Source organism: [Clostridium] colinum (genome assembly GCF_940677205.1).
In the GTDB taxonomy this organism is placed as follows: domain Bacteria; phylum Bacillota; class Clostridia; order Lachnospirales; family CAG-274; genus Tyzzerella; species Tyzzerella colina.
In genome coordinates this window covers 1,370,945-1,389,870 of sequence record NZ_OW712331.1, presented here as the reverse complement: position 1 = coordinate 1,389,870, position 18,926 = coordinate 1,370,945, and the positions used below count along the sequence as shown (strand labels likewise).

14 protein-coding genes and 1 other annotated feature are annotated in these 18,926 nt (G+C 22.3%); of the genes, 9 read left to right on the top strand and 5 right to left on the bottom strand.

Annotated features, from left to right (window positions below; genetic code table 11):
- Positions 1-244: 244 nt before the first annotated feature.
- The 8 genes from NBW53_RS06870 (at position 245) to NBW53_RS06835 (ending at position 10,010) form a co-directional block, all read left to right on the top strand.
- On the top strand, positions 245-526 hold the full coding sequence (locus tag NBW53_RS06870; protein WP_250277531.1) for a DUF6870 family protein: 282 nt from the start codon (positions 245-247) through the stop codon (positions 524-526).
- Positions 527-648: 122 nt separating this feature from the next.
- Positions 649-2,268: a recombinase family protein gene (locus NBW53_RS06865; protein ID WP_250277530.1), complete on the top strand. Its 1,620-nt coding sequence runs from the start codon at positions 649-651 to the stop codon at positions 2,266-2,268.
- Position 2,269: 1 nt separating this feature from the next.
- Complete coding sequence (locus tag NBW53_RS06860) at positions 2,270-3,913, top strand: recombinase family protein (RefSeq protein ID WP_250277529.1); 1,644 nt, start codon at positions 2,270-2,272, stop codon at positions 3,911-3,913.
- A gap of 16 nt (positions 3,914-3,929) precedes the next feature.
- Entirely contained in the window at positions 3,930-5,411 is a 1,482-nt protein-coding gene (locus NBW53_RS06855) for a recombinase family protein (RefSeq protein WP_250277528.1), read from the top strand.
- Positions 5,412-5,444: 33 nt separating this feature from the next.
- Entirely contained in the window at positions 5,445-6,809 is a 1,365-nt protein-coding gene (locus NBW53_RS06850) for a putative polysaccharide biosynthesis protein (RefSeq protein ID WP_250277527.1), read from the top strand.
- Positions 6,810-6,910: 101 nt separating this feature from the next.
- Positions 6,911-8,185, top strand: a complete 1,275-nt coding sequence (spoIVB, locus tag NBW53_RS06845; RefSeq protein WP_250277526.1) for a SpoIVB peptidase — start codon at positions 6,911-6,913, stop codon at positions 8,183-8,185.
- 148 nt (positions 8,186-8,333) lie between these two features.
- A complete protein-coding gene (locus NBW53_RS06840; protein ID WP_250277525.1) occupies positions 8,334-9,434 on the top strand; it encodes a stage II sporulation protein P in 1,101 nt (366 codons plus the stop codon).
- A 21-nt stretch (positions 9,435-9,455) separates the two neighbouring features.
- Positions 9,456-10,010 (top strand): stage II sporulation protein M, encoded by a 555-nt coding sequence (locus NBW53_RS06835; protein WP_250277524.1) that lies wholly within the window; start codon positions 9,456-9,458, stop codon positions 10,008-10,010.
- Positions 10,011-10,214: 204 nt separating this feature from the next.
- Here NBW53_RS06835 and thrS read toward each other — a convergent pair whose 3' ends face one another.
- From thrS to NBW53_RS06810, 5 genes are all read right to left on the bottom strand, one after another.
- Entirely contained in the window at positions 10,215-12,158 is a 1,944-nt protein-coding gene (gene thrS, locus NBW53_RS06830; protein WP_250277523.1) for a threonine--tRNA ligase, read from the bottom strand.
- 137 nt (positions 12,159-12,295) lie between these two features.
- Positions 12,296-12,497 (bottom strand) — a binding site (T-box leader).
- Between the two features lie 39 nt (positions 12,498-12,536).
- Positions 12,537-13,262, bottom strand: coding sequence for a flagellar brake protein (locus tag NBW53_RS06825; protein WP_250277522.1), 726 nt, complete (start codon positions 13,260-13,262; stop codon positions 12,537-12,539).
- Positions 13,263-13,274: 12 nt separating this feature from the next.
- Entirely contained in the window at positions 13,275-14,009 is a 735-nt protein-coding gene (locus NBW53_RS06820) for a flagellar brake protein (protein ID WP_250277521.1), read from the bottom strand.
- Between the two features lie 2 nt (positions 14,010-14,011).
- A complete protein-coding gene (gene trpS / locus NBW53_RS06815) occupies positions 14,012-15,007 on the bottom strand; it encodes a tryptophan--tRNA ligase (protein WP_250277519.1) in 996 nt (331 codons plus the stop codon).
- 27 nt (positions 15,008-15,034) lie between these two features.
- Positions 15,035-16,513, bottom strand: coding sequence for a stalk domain-containing protein (locus tag NBW53_RS06810; protein ID WP_250277518.1), 1,479 nt, complete (start codon positions 16,511-16,513; stop codon positions 15,035-15,037).
- Positions 16,514-16,826: 313 nt separating this feature from the next.
- On the opposite strand from NBW53_RS06810, the gene NBW53_RS06805 reads away from it, so the two are divergent.
- Positions 16,827-18,914: an N-acetylmuramoyl-L-alanine amidase gene (locus tag NBW53_RS06805; RefSeq protein WP_250277517.1), complete on the top strand. Its 2,088-nt coding sequence runs from the start codon at positions 16,827-16,829 to the stop codon at positions 18,912-18,914.
- The last annotated feature ends 12 nt before the right edge of the window (positions 18,915-18,926 follow it).

The window sequence follows — 18,926 nt, the reverse complement described above, 5'->3', positions numbered from 1 at the left end:
ATTTAACATAATAATACTTCTAGAATGTAGTCTGTCAGTTAGGGGGAGGAGTTGAAGACTACAAAACAAGCTATAAAGATATTAATATAATATTTGTAATAATTAAAATAACTTGTTTTGCATTAAATATAAATCTTTTTTTAGTATAAAATAAAATGTATTTTATATTTAAAAATTATTTTATATTTTAGAATAATTATAACAATAATCAAATATATTAAATTAAAAAAAAGGAGAAAAATTCATGAAAAATAAATTTAATATATCAAAAGAAGAATTAGAAGATTATAAAAATATTGATTTTAACAAATTAAAAAATATGGATATAAATAATATAAGATTAGAAGATTTAAAAGATATTAATGATATAGAAATTGATGATAGTTTACCATATGAATTAAAAGTTTTAAAATTTATACAACAAATAAAAAATCCATATTTTTTTAAAGTAGGTGATGTTATAGTAAATAGTACTTATAATGAGCCTAAAGAGAATATTTACATTGAAGACTGTTTAAATAAATAAAATATAATTATAAAAATCAACTAGACAGATGAAAAAATTTATAATATACTTTCAAAAAATAAGACGTATCAAAACTCTAGTTGATTTTTTTGATTAAAAATAATCAATTGGGAGTGTTAGAAATGAAAAAGTATAAAGTTTCAATGTACTTAAGAATATCTCGTGAGGATAATAATAAAAACGAAAGTGAAAGTATAATAAATCAAAAATCTATGATACAAACTTTTATTAATGAAAGAGAAGATTTAGAATTAGTTTCTATAAAAATTGATGATGGTTATAGTGGGGGAAATTTTGAACGACCAGCCTTTAAAGAGCTAATGGAAGAAATAAAATCTAAAAAAGTAAATTGTATTATAGTAAAAGATTTTTCTAGATTTGGACGTAATTTTGTTGAAGTAGGAAAATATATAGAAGAAATTTTTCCTTTTTTAGGCATTAGATTTATATCTATTAATGATGGATATGATAGTATCAATAATAATTCGGAACAAAGTTTAATAGTACCTTTTAAAAATCTTATAAATGATGCTTATTTAAGAGATATATCTATAAAAGTAAGAACTCAATTAGATTTAAAAAGAAAGAATGGAGAATTTATAGGTTCTTTTGCACCATATGGATATTTGAAAGACCCTAACAACAAAAATAAATTAATTATAGATGATTATCCATCAAAAATAGTACAAGAAATATTTGAAATGAAATTAGAAGGTTATACTCATACTAAAATAGCTGAAAAATTAAATAACAGAGGTGTTTTATCTCCAATGGAGTATAAAAAACATATAGGTTTAAATTTTAAAAATAGTGTAAAATTTAAAAAAACCTCTTTATGGAGCCATAAAACTATAATTGATATTTTAAAAAGTAAAGCTTATATTGGTATATTAGAACAAGCAAAATTTACATCTTTAAATTATAGAGTTAAAAAGTTAGTTAAAAATCCTGAAGAAAAATGGTTAATTTGTGAAGATACTCACCCACCAATAATAGATAAACAAACTTTTGAAATTGTACAAAGTCTTATGCTATCTGATACAAGAGTAGCACCTAATAATGAAAAAGTATCTTTATTTTCTGGTATTTTATATTGTCCTGACTGTGGAAGAAGTATGGTAAGGAAAAACTTTGGTACAAAAGAAAATAGAAATATTAATTATGTTTGTTCTGGTTGTATTAAAGGTAATGGTTGTACTAAACATTCTATAAAAGAAACAGTTATAAAAGAAACTCTATTAAAAATAATAAATTTACATATTAAAACTTTAATAGATACTGAAAAAGTTATAAAAGATATTAAAAAATTACCTTTTAGTGAAAAACAAATTGAAAATATCAATATAAATATTAGTACAGGAAAAAAAGAAATTGATAAATTAAAAGAACATAAATTTAAAATATATGAAGATTATAAAAATGAAATATTAGATAAAGATGAATATATTAGATATAATGATATAATAGAACAGAAAATTAAAAAGCTTGAAGATGGTATAAAAGATTTTGAATTTAAATTAAATGATTTAATTAATGGAAATAAACAAGAATTAGAACTAAAAGAATATATTAAGAAATATAAAAATATTAAAGAATTAGATAGAAAATTACTTGTTTGTTTGATTAATAAAATTTATGTTTATGAAAATTTAAGGATATGTGTAAAATTTAGATTTGATGAGCAATATGGAGAAATAATCAACCTTTTAAATAATTTAAAAGATTTAAAGGAGGTTATTTAATATGGCTAGAAAAAGTAGAGTAAACTTACAATTAAATTTAAATAATCCTAAAAAATCTTTTCAAGTTGGAGCTTATGTTCGCCTTTCAATCTTAAATAATAATACAGATGATGAAAACACTATTGAAAATCAAAAAAATATAATTTTAAATTATATAAATAATAATAATGATTTTGAATTAGTAAAATTTTATGAAGATAATAATAAAACAGGTACAAACTTTAATAGAAAAGGATTTGAAAGTCTTTTAGAAGATATAAAATATAAAAAAATAAATTGTATAATAGTAAAAGATTTATCTAGATTTGGACGAGATTATAAAGAATGTAGTAATTATATTGAAAATATATTACCATTTTTAAATATAAGGTTTATAGCTATAAATGATAATTTTGATAGTGTAAATATAAAAAATAATGATATATTATCAGTGCATCTTAAAAATATTGTTAATGAAATATATTCAAAAGATATTTCAAAAAAAGTTTCATCTGCTTTACAGTCTAAAAGAAAAAAAGGACAATATTTATGTACTATTCCTACTTATGGATATTTAAAAGATACACAAAATAAAGGTAAAGTAATAGTTGATGAAAAAGCAAGTGAAGTTGTTAAAAAAATTTTTAATTGGCGTTTACAAAATAAAAGTTATAATGAAATATTATTTGAACTTGAAAAATTAAATATAGATGCACCTTATAAACATTTTTATAATTTGGGACTTTTTAAAACAGATAAATATGCTAATGTAAAGTGGAATAAAGAATGTATCAATCGAATTTTAAATAATGATTTTTATATAGGCAATTTAACTCAAGGAAAAACTATTCAAACAATAAGTAATAATCATAAAAAAATAAATTTACCTAAAGAAGAATGGGTAGTTATACATAATAATCATATACCTATAATAGATGAAGATACATTTAATCAAGTGAAAGATATAAATAATCATTTAAAACAAAAATATTTTAAAGAACACAATACAAATATTAATGATGAAAATATTTTAAAGGGAATTATAAAATGTGGTTACTGTGATAAAAATATTAGATTAGTTAAAAATATTAAAAAAAATTATGTAGATAAAAGATTTACTTGTTCTAATAAGCTAAAATATAAAGATAGATGTAATTTTAAAAGTATAAAAGAAGAAATAATTTTAAATATTATTTTGGAGACTATAAAATTACAATTAAAACTTGCTAAAAACCTAAATGAAATAGTTAAAAGTAAAAAGTATTTACATAAATTTGAATTAGAGAAAAAATGTATAGAAGATAAAGTAAATAAAATAAATTTTGAAATAGATAATATTAATAATATATATGATATTATGTATAATGATTATTTAGAAAATGTATTAAACAAAGAAGATTATATTTATAATAAAACTAAATACAAGCAAAAAGAATTAAAACTTAAAGATGAATTAATAAAATTAAATCAGGATTTAAACAAAATTGAAGAAAGATTTAATGATAAAAATTTTATTAATGAATTTTTAATTTTTGAAGATAAAGAAATTTTAACTAAAGAAATGATATTAAAATTAATAGATGAAATAGTTATATATAATGATAAAAAGTTAAAAATAGCTTTTAAATTTTGTGATAGATTTGATGAAATTAAAAGTTTTAAATAGTTGAGAGGTGTTTTAAATGACTTCTAAGTATTCAATAGCTATGTATTTAAGAATTTCAAATAAAGATAAAAATAAATATGAAAAAGCTGAAAGTAATAGTATAGAAAGTCAAAGACATATTATACAAAATTTTATAACTAAAAAAGAAGAATTTAAAAACTTTAAAGCAGTTGAATATGTAGATGACGGTTTCTCTGGCACAGACTTTAAAAGACCTAGCATACAAACACTATTTGAAGATATAAAAGAAAATAAAATAAAGTATATAATAGTAAAAGATTTATCTAGGTTTGGAAGAAACTATATAGAGGTTGTAAACTATTTAGAAAATATATTACCATTTTTTAATGTAAGATTTATATCTATAAATGACAATTTTGATAGTAAAAATTCAAAATACAATTTAAATGATATTGATATAAATTTTAAAAATATAATATATGATTATTATTCTAAAGATTTGTCTAGTAAAATAACGAGTAGTAAAATAAATAAGGCTAAGCAAGGAAATTATTTAGGTTATACTGCCCCTTTTGGTTATAAAAAATCTAAAGAACAAAAAGGTAAATTAGAAATAGATGAAGAAACATCTTTAATAGTTAAAAATATTTTTAATTTATTTTTAGATGGAAACAGTTGTTTAGAAATAGCTAAAAAATTAAATGAAAATAATGTTAAAACAAGATTAGATTTTATAAATAAAACAGTAAATTCTAAAAACTTATGGAAAAGGGAACATATTAGAGAAATATTGTCCAATAAGGTTTATATTGGTACAATAGAGTATTTAAGGACAAGTAGAAATATAAAAACTAGGCATAAGCAAGTAACAAATAATAAAAGTGATTGGATTATAGTAGAGGGTTGTCATACTGGTATTATAAATAAACAAGATTTTTATAAGGTACAAGATATGCTAACTACAAGAAAGACAACAAAAAACAAAGAAAGAAAAAACATTTTTGCATATAAGTTATATTGTGGCTATTGTGGTTATTCTTTATATAATTCTAGTAAAACATATTTTTGTAGGACAAGAAATTATGAATATAATGATAATTGTAAACATAATGTAATTGAAAAAGAGCTTCTTGAAAATGTTATATTAAAAGGTATTCAAAAAATAGAATTTGATATATTAAACAAAAACAATAATAATACAAAAAACGAATTAAAAATGTTTGAAAAAGAATTAATACAACTTGAAGATGAAAAAGATGAATTTTATATGTTATATTTAAATGAAAATATGGACAAGGAACAATATTTATTAAGTCGTAAAAATATAGAAAGTAGAAAAGAAAATATAACTAAAAAAATAGAAATTTTAAAAAATGAAACAAGAAGGTATATAAAACTGGATGGAATAGAAAAAGTCATATATAAGGATAAATTAACTTATGAAATAGTAGACTTATTTGTAAAAAAGATATATATATATGACAAATGTAAAATAAAAATAGAATGGAATTTTGAGTTAAATTTCAACCTTTTTTAATAATTTTTTAATTTCCTGTCTTGACAATATACTATGTTAGCGTGGAGTATATCATCATCTGGTTTTTCTACAACTATATCAAAACTAGTAGCAGAAGAAAATTCCAAAAAAGAATATGGTAACATAAAAAGAATTTTATCTATTTGTATATTTATATCTGGATTAATATCTTGTTTATTAAGTTTTTTAGTATTTATATTTTCAGGATATATAGCTAATAATTTATTAAAAAGTAAAGAAACGTTATTATCATTACATATTATGTGTATAAGTTTTCCTTTTATGGCAATAGGGTCTTGCATAAGAGGGTATTTTTTAGGAATGCAAGATGCTATAGTGCCAGCTATCAGTCAAGTATTAGAGCAAGTTTCTAGAATGATTACTATATATATTTTAGCCTCAATATTTATACCTATGGGTTTATCATATGCTTGTGCAGTTGGTGTCATAGGTATGTGTGTAGGAGAAATATTTGCATTTTTATATGTACTTATGGTTTATAATGCAAAAATTAATAATGGTAAAAAGCCTACAGTATCAACTGTAAAGTATACATCAATAATATTAGCTATGGCAATACCTTTAACAGCAAATAGAGTTTTAGGTTCATTTTTAAGTACAATAGAAAATATATTAATACCACAAAAGTTAATAGAATATGGGTATAATGCTACAGAAGCTATGAGTTTGTATGGACAGCTTAGTGGTATGTCTATGCCACTAGTTATGTTTCCTTCTTCACTTCTTACAGCACTTGCAATAGCTATGATACCAGCTATATCGGAAGCAATGGCAAAGAATAAAATTAGTACTATAAGGCAAACTATATCCAAAACACTTAATATAACAGCATTTATAGGTATTGGAACAACTGGATTATTTATATTTTTTTCAAATGAGCTTGGAATGACAATATATTCACAAGATGATATAGGTTGGCAACTTCTATACATAGGATTTTTATGTCCATTTTTATATTTACAAGTTACATTTTCAGGTATATTAAATGGGTTAGGTGAGCAGTTTTTAATATTTAAAAATAGTATTGTATCTTCAATAATAAATATTTGTTTTATATATTTTTTAATACCTAAATATGACTTATATGCATTTATAATAGGTTGGTTTTTAAGTTTAATAATAGTAAATATAATATCTATATCAAAATTAAAAAGTAAAATAGATTTTAAAATAGATATTTCAAATAGTGTATTAAAACCTATAATTTGTATATTGTCTAGTGGTATAATTGCTAAATATTGTTATAATTTATTAATATTAACATATGGAGAAATTTTTAGTTTAGTTATATCATTAAGTATTTTAGGATTAATATATATTATATTATTAATATTAGTTGGAGCTTTAAATATAAAAGAATTTATAATTTTAAAATAAGGTAATAGATTACTATTTAATTTTTGTATAACTATTTTTATATTTGGCAAGCATATCTTTATAAACTTATTAAATTTATGAAGATATGAGGAAGGTTATATATGCAAAAATTAAATAAAAAATATTTTTATATAATAGGTTTAATATTAGTAAGTTTAATATTTGTTATACCTATAATAATAAATTTTATGTTTTTTCCAAAACAAATTAATCTTTTAGCAGGAAATATTCATAAATTAGACTTTAATATACCAGCTGTTGCAACTATTGTTTCAAATGATGATAGTGTTATAAATGTAAATAATAAACCATTAGAAGAAAAAAGTAATATAAATCTTAATGAAACGGTATATTTACAGTCAGAAAAAGAAGGTGCTGTAAATATGAAAGTTTCTTTAATAGGAATACCTATAAAAAATGTTACAGTATCTACTTTACCAAACACAAAACTAATACCTTGTGGAGATTCTATTGGTGTTAGGATAGATACGCAAGGTGTTATGGTGTTAGGCTTAGGTAGTGTTATAGGTGAAGATGGAAAAGAATATGAACCTTCAAAAAATATATTACAACCTGGAGATATGATATTAAAAATAAATAATGAAGAAATAGATAGTAAAGAAACTTTAATAAAGTGTATAGAAAATAATGATATTTTAAATATGGAAATAAAAAGAAATAATAAATTAGAAAATTTAGTAATAAAATGTGTTAAAGGTCAAGATGGAAAAAATAAAATTGGTGTATGGGTTAGAGATAGCACTCAAGGTATTGGAACTATAACTTATATAAATCCAGAAACAAAATATTTTGGAGCTTTAGGTCACGGCATTGTAGATGTAGATACAAAAGAAATAATGGAAGTAAAAGATGGCAAAATAATGAAATCAAATATTGTTGATATAAAAAAAGGAGAAAAAGGTTCGCCAGGAGAATTAGTAGGAAATATAAATAAAAATGAAACAATAGGAAATATTACAAATAATACTAATGTTGGTATATATGGCAAAATAACAAATGATGATTTTTTTGATAATAAAAAAGCTACTCCTATTGGGCTTAAAGATAGTGTAGAGATAGGACCAGCATCTATACTTTGTAATATAGATGGAGAAGAAGTTAAAGAGTATGACATAGAAATAGAAAGTATAAATAAATATAATATAGATAATTCAAAATCTATGGTTATAAGAATAACAGATAAAGAATTACTAGAAAAAACAAACGGTATTATACAAGGTATGAGTGGAAGTCCTATAATTCAAAATGGAAATATAATAGGTGCTATAACACACGTTTTTGTAAATGAGCCATCAAAAGGATATGGAATATTTATTGAAAATATGCTAAATAATGAACAAAAACATATAGGATAAACATAAAATACATTTATTATTAATTTATACAATTTAAAATATAGCAGTTGTAATATATAAATTTATATTATAACTGTTATATTTTTTTATTAAATTGAATATAATTTTATAACTTATATATTTTACTATGTTTACAAGGAGAAAAAATATGGACAAGAAGATAGAAAAATTTTGTGAAAAAATAGGATTTGGAATAGCCATAAGTATAATATTAATAATTATATTATTTTTTAATATAAATGAAGTTGCTTTTGGAGAAATTATGCTATATGATACATTGCCTAATTATAAAATAAATGAAGAGGCTAAAGATATATTTAAAAAAGAAGATACCATAATGGCTTCTAACATAGAAAATATGAAAAGTGAAGAAATAGGAGATATAGAGCTTATAGGACTTGATGATATAGATTATGAACATAAAAAAACAGAAGATGAAATAAAAAAAAGTACATCAGTTTCAAATACTAATATAGATTTAAAAAAACTTGAAAATTTAGAAGAGTTAAGAAAAGAATTTTATATAGTAGATTCATCAACAGGTATGTCTAAAGATTATTTCGATGTTAATAAATTTATAAATACAGATTTAAAAATAGAAAAAAGTGAAGATGAACCTAAAGTATTAATTTTCCATACACATCCTCATGAAATGTTTAAAGATAGCTATGTGTATGATATAAATGAGGGTATAGTAGGTGTAGGAGCAAGATTAGCAACTATTTTAGAAGAAGAGTATAATATAAAAACATTACATATAACAAATTCATCTTTTGATATGTTAAATGGAAGTTTACAAAGAAACGGTGCATATGAAAGAATGGAGCCAGTAATAAAAAAAGTGTTAGAAGAAAATCCATCTATAGAGCTAGTTATAGATTTACATAGAGATGGAGTAGGGGAAAATACACATCTTGTAGAAACAATAAATGGTAAACCAACAGCTAAAATAATGTTTTTTAATGGTATATCAAGAATAATGGAAAATGGAAAGTTAAATAATATATCAAATTTACCTAATCCATATATACCTACAAATCTTGCGCTTAGCTTTAATATGCAAAAAAAGGCTATGGAAAAATACCCAAATTTTACAAGAAAAATATACATAAAACCTTATAGATATAGTCTGCATTTAAAACCTAAAACTATGTTGATAGAAGCTGGAGCACAAACTAATACTAAACAGGAACTATATAATGCTATGGAGATTTTAGCAGAACTTATAAATGATGTTATTTTTTCTTAAGTATAAAAAGGAGAATTAATAATGGAATATTTAAAAGATAAATATTATGGATATAAAATAAAAGATAATACATTAAAAAATTTAATGATTGTAATGTTTTTAGGAAGTATTTTAGGTTCATTATTTGCTTGTTTAATAAAAGATAGTAGTATTCAAAAATTAGATATATTTATAGATAGTTTTGTAACACAAAATAATAGTATAAATTTTAATTTTATATATTATTTTGAAGTATTTTTTAAAGGTATAAAATATTTTATATTTATATGGTTTTTAGGGTTTATACCTTTAGGAATTATATTTATATATTTAATAGTATTTTCTAAAGGATTTTTTATTAGTTTTACAACAGCATTATTTTTTAATGGTTACTATTTAAAAGGATTAGAATATATTTTTAATATATATATTATAGAAAATATAGTAGTCATTATATTAATATTTTATATATCATTTAAATCAATAAATTATTTTAAAAATAAAAGAATTGGGTTAAAAATAGATATAAAGCAATATATAAAAAATCTTTTAGTATGTATTTTTATAAATATGATATTATTTTATTTTATTGTATAAATTTTATATAAAGAGCATTATAAAAACTGTACTTAGATTTTATAAGTACAGTTTTTATAATGTTAATATATATAAACAAAAAAATAATTATAAATTGTTAGCTTTATAGTATATTAAAAATTTTATCTTTACTTTATAATTATAATTTTGGAATTTTATAATATAGTATATTTTAAAATTTATGATTTTGATACAATGTTTTTATTATTTCATTATTTTCTTGTCTATTTCTTCTTTTATATCGTGTAAGAATATATCTAATGGTTTAGAGCCTAAATCTTCACCACGGCTTTTAATAGAAACTTCACCAAGTTCTGCTTCTTTTTCACCAACAACAAGTAAAAAAGGAATTCTTTGTAACCTAGCTTCTCTTATTTTATATCCAATTTTTTCAGCACGATAGTCAACATCTGTTCTTATACCATTATTTTTAAGTTTTTTAACAACATTTTCTGCATAATCGTGATATTTTTCAGATAAAGGTAAAACAATAGCTTGAACTGGAGCAAGCCAAGTAGGGAAATTGCCAGCATATTTTTCAATAAGCATAGCTAAAGTTCTTTCATAACAACCAATAGATGTTCTGTGTATGATAATTGGATTTTTCTTTTCACCATCTTTATCTACATAAGTCATATTAAACAATTTACCTTGTAAAAAGTCTATTTGTACTGTTATAATAGTGTCTTCTTTACCGTGAACATTTTTAAATTGTATATCTAGTTTAGGACCATAAAAAGCAGCTTCTCCTTCTGCCTCTGTAAAATTAAGACCTATTTCATTTAAAAGCTCACGCATAACATTTTGAGTTTCTTCCCATTGTTCAGGAGTTCCTTCATATTTATCTTTATTGTTAGGGTCCCATTTTGAAAATCTATATGTTACATCATCTTGTATACCAAGAGTAGTCATCATAAAGTTTATCAAATCTACAGCACCTTTAAATTCTTCACCTAATTGTTCTTTAGTACAAATGATATGTCCTTCAGATATAGTAAATTGGCGAACTCTTATAAGCCCATGCATTTCCCCAGAAGATTCGTTTCTAAATAGTGTAGAAGTTTCACCATATCTAATAGGTAAATCTCTATAACTGTGTTGTTCAGCATTATATACAGTATATTGGAATGGGCAAGTCATAGGTCTAAGAGCAAACACTTCAGTATCATTTTCTTCATCTCCAAGAACAAACATACCATCTTTATAATGTTGCCAATGTCCAGAAATTTTGTATAAATCATTTTTTGCCATTAAAGGTGTTTTTGTAAGGCTATATCCTCTTTTTTCTTCTTCATCCTCTACAAAACGTTGTAAAGTTTGAACTATTTTTGCACCTTTAGGCATTAAAAGTGGTAAACCTTGGCCTATTTCTTCAGATGTAGTAAATATACCAAGTTCTCTACCTAAGCGATTATGGTCTCTTTTTTTAGCTTCTTCTTTTTTTTCTAAATATTCTTGTAGCTCACTTGCTTTAGGAAATGCAGTTGCATATATTCTAGCCAACATTTTATTTTTTTCGCTACCTTTCCAATATGCACCAGATGAACCTTCTTCATTTAATATTTTTATAGCTTTTAAATATTTTGTGCTTAAAAGGTGAGGACCAGCACATAAATCAACAAAATCACCTTGTTTATAAAAACTAATAACAGCATCTTTAGGTAAATCATTTATAAGTTCAATTTTATAAGGTTCATCATTTTCTTCCATTAACTTTAAAGCATCTTCTCTAGATAATTCGAAGCGTTCTATTTTTAAGTCTTCTTTTACTATTTTTTTCATTTCTTTTTCTATTTCTATAAGCTCTGTTGAAGAAAAAGGTTCTCTATCAAAATCATAATAAAATCCTTCATCTGTAGCAGGTCCTATAGCTAATTTAGCATTAGGATATAATCTTTTTACAGCTTGAGCTAATATGTGAGACCCAGTATGTCTAAATGCTTTTTTACCTTCTTCTGTATCAAATGTTAAAAGGCTTAAAGAACAATCTTTTTCTATTATTGTTCTTAAGTCACATACTTTTCCATCAACAAGACCAGCAAAAGTATTTCTAGCCAATCCTTCACTTATATTTTTAGCTATATCTAAAATACTACTGCCTTTTTCAAAACTTTTTATTGTTCCATCTTTTAAAGTAATATTAATCATAATTTAAATCCTCCTTATAATAATTTTGAGCTAATATTATTATTTGTATTAAATAATTTATTATTATAGTTTTATATATTTATTGAGATTTATGATTTAAAAATTTATATTAAAAAGCCCCATTTTCCATAGAAGGAAAATGGGGCGTAATATACGCGGTTCCACCCAATTTCATAGTAAAAACTATATCTCTTATTGTCTTTAACGAAACAACCCGTGCTTTATTAGAGCCATTACTCAAAGGTAGTTTTCATTTATTTTTAGTTAAGATACTTTCAGCCTAAGGTATCTCTCTCTTTGAACATCAAAATAAACTACTGTCCTTATCTCAAATTTAAATATGTATATATTATATCATTAAAAAATATATTGTCAATATTATTTATTAAATATAACACCTTTTTTAGATAAATTTCTTTGGGTATCAAATATATATTTAGATAAATCCTCTTGATATTTTTTAGGTATATTTTCAAATTTACACTTATAAGAATATCTATATTCTTCACCTAAATTAGATTTTTCTTTGTGTATTATAGTACATATAGCCACTACGAATAATTCATCAACGTTTATTAATATTTTTACATGTTGTCCTTCTTTCAAATCTTCATTAGCAAAAAATTTAATACCACCACTACTTATATCAATTGTTTTAGCTTTATAAAATAAAATATCCGTATTTTTTAAAGTATCTTCATTACAATTTTCTACAATATCATATTCAAAATTAAGACTTACCTCTAATCTAAAACTAGCTCTTCTTTGTAATTTTTCACTTTTATCTAAAATTTCAACTTTTACTAAAGCTATGTTATCTTTTACAGTGTATGAGATTACTTTCATAGTATTTTTAAATAGTCCATTATTTGTTTTAAACATTATAGAATATTTTGTGCTATTAGATAATTTTACTATGTTGCCATTAGACATAGGAGCTAATATTATAGCTTCTTTTTCAGATACGAATTCTTCTAATTTAGTTTTATGAGAGTATGCAAAATCTTTGTCATTTAATTGGCTTATTTCTATAGGTATCCCTGTTTTCAAATTTAAAATAGAATCTAGTTTTTTTTCTTCTTCCTTTTTCTTAAATAACCCCATAATTATCCTTTCCTATTTATTATTTATTTTCCCTTTTTTAGATAATATTCTTTGTGCATCAAATATATGCTTTGTTATAAGTTCTTTAAATTTTTCAGATACATTTTCAAATTTACACGTATAATAAAATTTACATTTTTCTTTATTTTCAATGTCTTCTTCAGATTTATCTATTATAGTTGCTAATATTATTATAAGTTTATTTTTTATATTTAGTAATATTTTTATTTTAGAATTTAAATCTATATTTTCATTAGTTTTAAATTTTAAACCTCCACTACTTATATCGATAGTTCTACCTATTAATTTAATATCATTAATAGAATTTGGACATAATAATTTATTATTTGTAACTATTGTAAATTTAAACTCTAAGTCTATATTTAATCTAAAACTTTCTCGTCTTTGAATTTTTCGAGTATTACTTAATAGTTTTATTTTTATTATTGGCATATCATTGTATATGTCATATTCTAAAACTTTCATTTTATTTTCAAATAATCCAGAGCTAGTTTTAAATGTTATTTCATATTCAGTTTTTTTATCTATTTTAACCATATGACCATTTTGGGATTTAGGCATAATGATAATAACTTCAGTATCTGATAGTACAAAAACTAATTTACTATACATATGAATTTTATCGTTACTTTCTAGTGATATTTTTATAGGAGTGCCATATTTTAAATGTGATATACTTTCTCCATTTTCTTTTCTGTCATGCTTAAATTGTCTAATAAAATCCATTTTTAAATAAATCCTACTTTCTTTTTGACCTTTCTTAAGGTTTTATTAGCTATATATTCAGCTCTTTTAGCTCCATCTTTAATAGCATCTTCTAAAAATATTTTATCTGATAATATTTGTTTAAATTTTTCTTGTATAGGTCTTATTTCTTCTATAACAACTTCTGCAATAGCTTCTTTAAAGCTACCATATCCAAAGTTACTAAAATATTTTTCAGCATCTTTAATAGTACTATTTGTTATAGCACAATATATATTTAATAAATTTTTTATACCAGGTTTATCATCACTATATATAATTTGGTTGTCAGAATCTGTAACACTTCTTTTTATTTTATTTGCTATTACTTTTAAATCATCTAATAGATAAATAACATTATTTTCATTATCTGCATCAGATTTACTCATTTTTTTAGTAGGGTTTTGTAAGCCCATTATTTTAGCACCTACTTTAGGTATATATATTTCTGGTATAGTAAAAATATCACCATAAATATTATTAAATCTTATAGCAATATCTCTAGCTAGTTCTAAATGTTGCCTTTGGTCTTCACCAACAGGAACAATAGAAGTTTGATATAATAAAATATCTGCTGTTTGTAAAACAGGATAAGTAAAAAGCCCAGTTGGTATGTTATTACCCTGTTTTTGAGATTTATCTTTAAATTGGGTCATTCTAGATAGTTCGCCCATATAGCTATAGCAATTTAATATCCAACCAAGCTCAGCATGTGCAGATACATTAGATTGTATATATATTAGATTTTTAGTATTATCAAGACCAGCTGCAAGGTATAATGCTAATAATTCTTTAGTATATTTTCTAAGCATAGTAGGGTCTTGTCTAACGGTTATAGCGTGTAAATCTGCTATACAGTAAATACAATTATATTCTTCTTGCAAAACGTTCCAATTTTTAAAAGCACCTAAGTAGTTACCTAGTGTTGGTTTACCAGATGGTTGCATACCACTGAATAAAACTTTTTTATTTTCAGTCATATATAATATTACCTCCTTATGTTTAATTTATCTAATATTTAAGTTGTTATCGAGATATATAATATTATTATCTAAAATAAATTTTAAAAATTGTTTTTCTTCGTCCATTTCTAGAGATTTAAAATTACCTTTAATAAATCTTCTTTCTACATATTCTATTCCATTTAATGTAGCTTTGAATTGATATAAATTATTATTTTGGTTTTTATGTGTTGTTACATATATATTATCTTCATTAATTATAACGTCATTTCCCATACCTAAATAAACACTATTAGATAGAGGTTTATACATATCATATAGATTTATATAAGATATTAGAGTATAGTTATTATCGTTTATATCTGGAAAATAAAAAATTTTATTAAGATTAAAGTTTTGTGTTTTAATATCTACAACAACATTATTATTATAAATACACTCTTCAAAATAAGGTTCTTTATTTTTATATTTATTTATATTTATTTTAGATATAGTATATAAATTATTACCATCTATAATATTTTTGTAAAAATCTCCATTATTTTCTATAACTTTAACAGTTTGTATATTTTTTCTATCAGATATATCATAAATAACCGTTTTAAGATTACTATCCATATATGTTATAATAAATCTGTTATCTGTTATTTTTATATCTTTTATGTTATTGTTTATTTTTTCAACTTTAAAGCTAAAAATTTCTTCTTTATCTTTTGTTACAAAATAAACTTCAATAAATGCTTGATTTACATATATATTATAGTTGTTAGTTTTCTTTATAATAATAGGATTATTATCTTTTAGTAAATTAGGTAAATCATTTATATTTAATAAATTTTCTTGTGGAGTTTCTAAATTATTTTGGGTATCTAACGCATATTTATTAGATAAATGTCTTAAATTTTCATTATTACCAACTATAGGTAATTGTTTTACTTGTTTTTCTAGTTCTTTTAAAATATTTAATTCTTCTATTGGGTCAAATAAATTAACCATATTACTAATAATAATTAAGTCATCATTATAAAAGACCTCTTTATCAAATATATCGGCAAAGCTTCTAAGAGGTATATAAAATCTATCATTTATTATTTTAGCTTTTGTATCTATTTTTATAGTTTCTTGACTTGTATTATCTATAATTTGTATGCTTGTACCATTATTAGAAAATATTATAGCTTTATTATATAACCTTATAATAGTTTCTTTAGTTTGTTTAGAAAAACTAATATTAGCACCAAAGGCTGTTTGTAAAAATTTTGCTGGTATATAAACTTTTCCGTCTTCAATTATTGGTACCAGAGTAGAATCATTTTCATCTATTAAAAATTGTTTTTCATTTATTATAATTACAGGACTATTTATTGCTAACACAACAGAATTTTTAAGTTTATCTTCTGCTGTTAGTTCATTTGGTAAAGGCTCTATTGCATTTGTTTTTTTAGATGATAATTGTATTAATAAAACTGAACTTAATATTAAAAAATAAATAATTAGTATATTTAATATGATTTTATTTTTCATAAAATACCTCCAAACAAAGGTTTGTAACAATTTTTATATATTTTATCATATATTTATATATTTTTCAAATAGTTTTAATACAATTTTTATTGTTTTTATAATGTAAATATATTTTAATAAAATTATAGATTATTTTGTATTTCTATATAAAATTAATACTACAAAAATATAAAAAAATATATATTTAAAGAAAATATTGTTAATTTTATTTTTAAATTATTACATTTTTATTTCAAATAGTATATATATTGGAATTATGTCAAATTTTCTGCTATAATAATAAGAACTAGAAGAAAAATTATGGAGGCTACTTATGTTTAAATCAAAAAATATTTTTGTTATTGTGTGTACAACTGTTTTTATTATTATGTCAAACATTTGTGTATTTTCGGCACCATATGTTAATTTTAAAATAAGTTATGATGGTAAAACTTATACATACAACAAAGAAAAAGTATATTTATACGTTAATGATAAAAAAATAGAAAATTTACCTTTAGAACCTATTATTATTGATAATTACACACTTGTACCGGCAAGAGAAACATTTGAAAAAATAGGAGCAACTGTTACTTGGATTAAAAATACTGAACAAGTTCAAGTAGTATATAAAGATATAGTTGTTCTTATGAAAATAAATGATATTAATGCTACAGTTAATGGTAAATTATTTAAAATGAGTATACCACCTAAACTTATAAATGGAAAAACAATGATACCAGTTAGATTTGTAAGTGAAGCTGTTGGACTTGAAGTAAAATGGGATAATAAAACAAGAATAATAAATATTAATGAATCAGTAATTAAAGATACAACAACAGAAACAACATCAATTACAGAAACAACAACTCAAGTAAAAAATCAAGAAATAATTATAGAAAAAATAGACATGCCAGATTCTGATGAGCGAACATTTGCAATATTTGCTAATAAAAAAATTGATAAATTTGAGCAAATAATATTAGAAGATGGTTCGGTTGCTATCGATATATATAATTGTAAAAATAATATAGTAGAAACATCTTTAGAAAGTATTACAGAATTTGTATCTAATGTTACTATAGAAAATAAAGAAAATAATGTTACTAGATTTATATTTAAAACGAAAAGTTCTGTTTTAAATAATAACTTTTTATCTGAAGATGGTAAAATATTATATGTTAATTTTGGTGGAAATCCGATTAAAAAATTACAATTATTTAATGATGGAACAAATGATATATTAAAAATATATGGAGAATTTGCACCAGATATTAATATAAGAAAAAATGATTTTAATGATAAAATTAGCATAGAAATAAAAAATTCAGCTATTGTAAACTTAACAGAAGATATTAAAGAAACTAAATATATTGAAAATATTGATTATAGCAAAAGCACAAATATTATGGTAAATATAGAGGCTAATCTTAAAGAAAATGTTGATTTTTCTTATAAAAAAGAGGATAATGTAACAACTGTTACTTTAGGTTTAAACATAAATAAAGATAATAATGTAAATAATAATACAACAAATGATAATACAAATATTGTATCTGGTAGACAATTTAAAATAGAAAAAAAATCTTCTATATCTATTGATATAAATAATGTTAAACATACAGATAATTATTTAAATAAAGAATATATTCTTACTTTTGATAAGGATATAACTTCCTTAATAGCCATAGGTGAGTATAAAGTAAATAATGAGCTTGTAGATACAATTACAGTACAAAATGTTGGTGGTGTTACTCAAATTGTTCTTAAATGTAAAAAAATAACAGCAATTAATGTAACAGAAGACAATAATTATATTTATATTAATATGCTTTTACCTAAAGAAAAATATAAAAATATAGTTGTTATAGACCCTGGTCACGGAGGAGAAGCTCCAGGTACATCTGGTAATGGGCTTATTGAAAAAGATGTAAACCTTGAAATTTGTCTTATATTAAATGATTTATTTGAGGCTAATAAAGATGTTAAAGCATATTTTACAAGATTAGAAGATGTAAATCCAAGTTTTGTAGATAGAACTAATATGTCTAACGAAGTAGGGGATATGTTTATATCTATACATCAAAATGCATCTGGAAATGGCTCTACAGGACCTAATGGTACAGAAGTATTTTATTTAAACCCTAATACTAGTGATAGAGGTATTACAAGTAAGGCAATGGCAGAAATATTGCAAAAAAATCTTTTAAAAGATTTAGGACTATTAGATAGAAAAATAAAAACATCTAATTTAATTGTTCTTAGAAATAACAAAGTGCCAGCTGTTTTATGTGAAATAGGATTTTTAAGTAGTCCATCAGATGCAAGTAAGCTAGCACAAAGAGACTTTAAAGAAAAAGCAGCTCAGTCTATTTATAATGGTACATTAGAAATATTTGAAAAATATCCAAGTAAAAGATAAAATACTAAATTA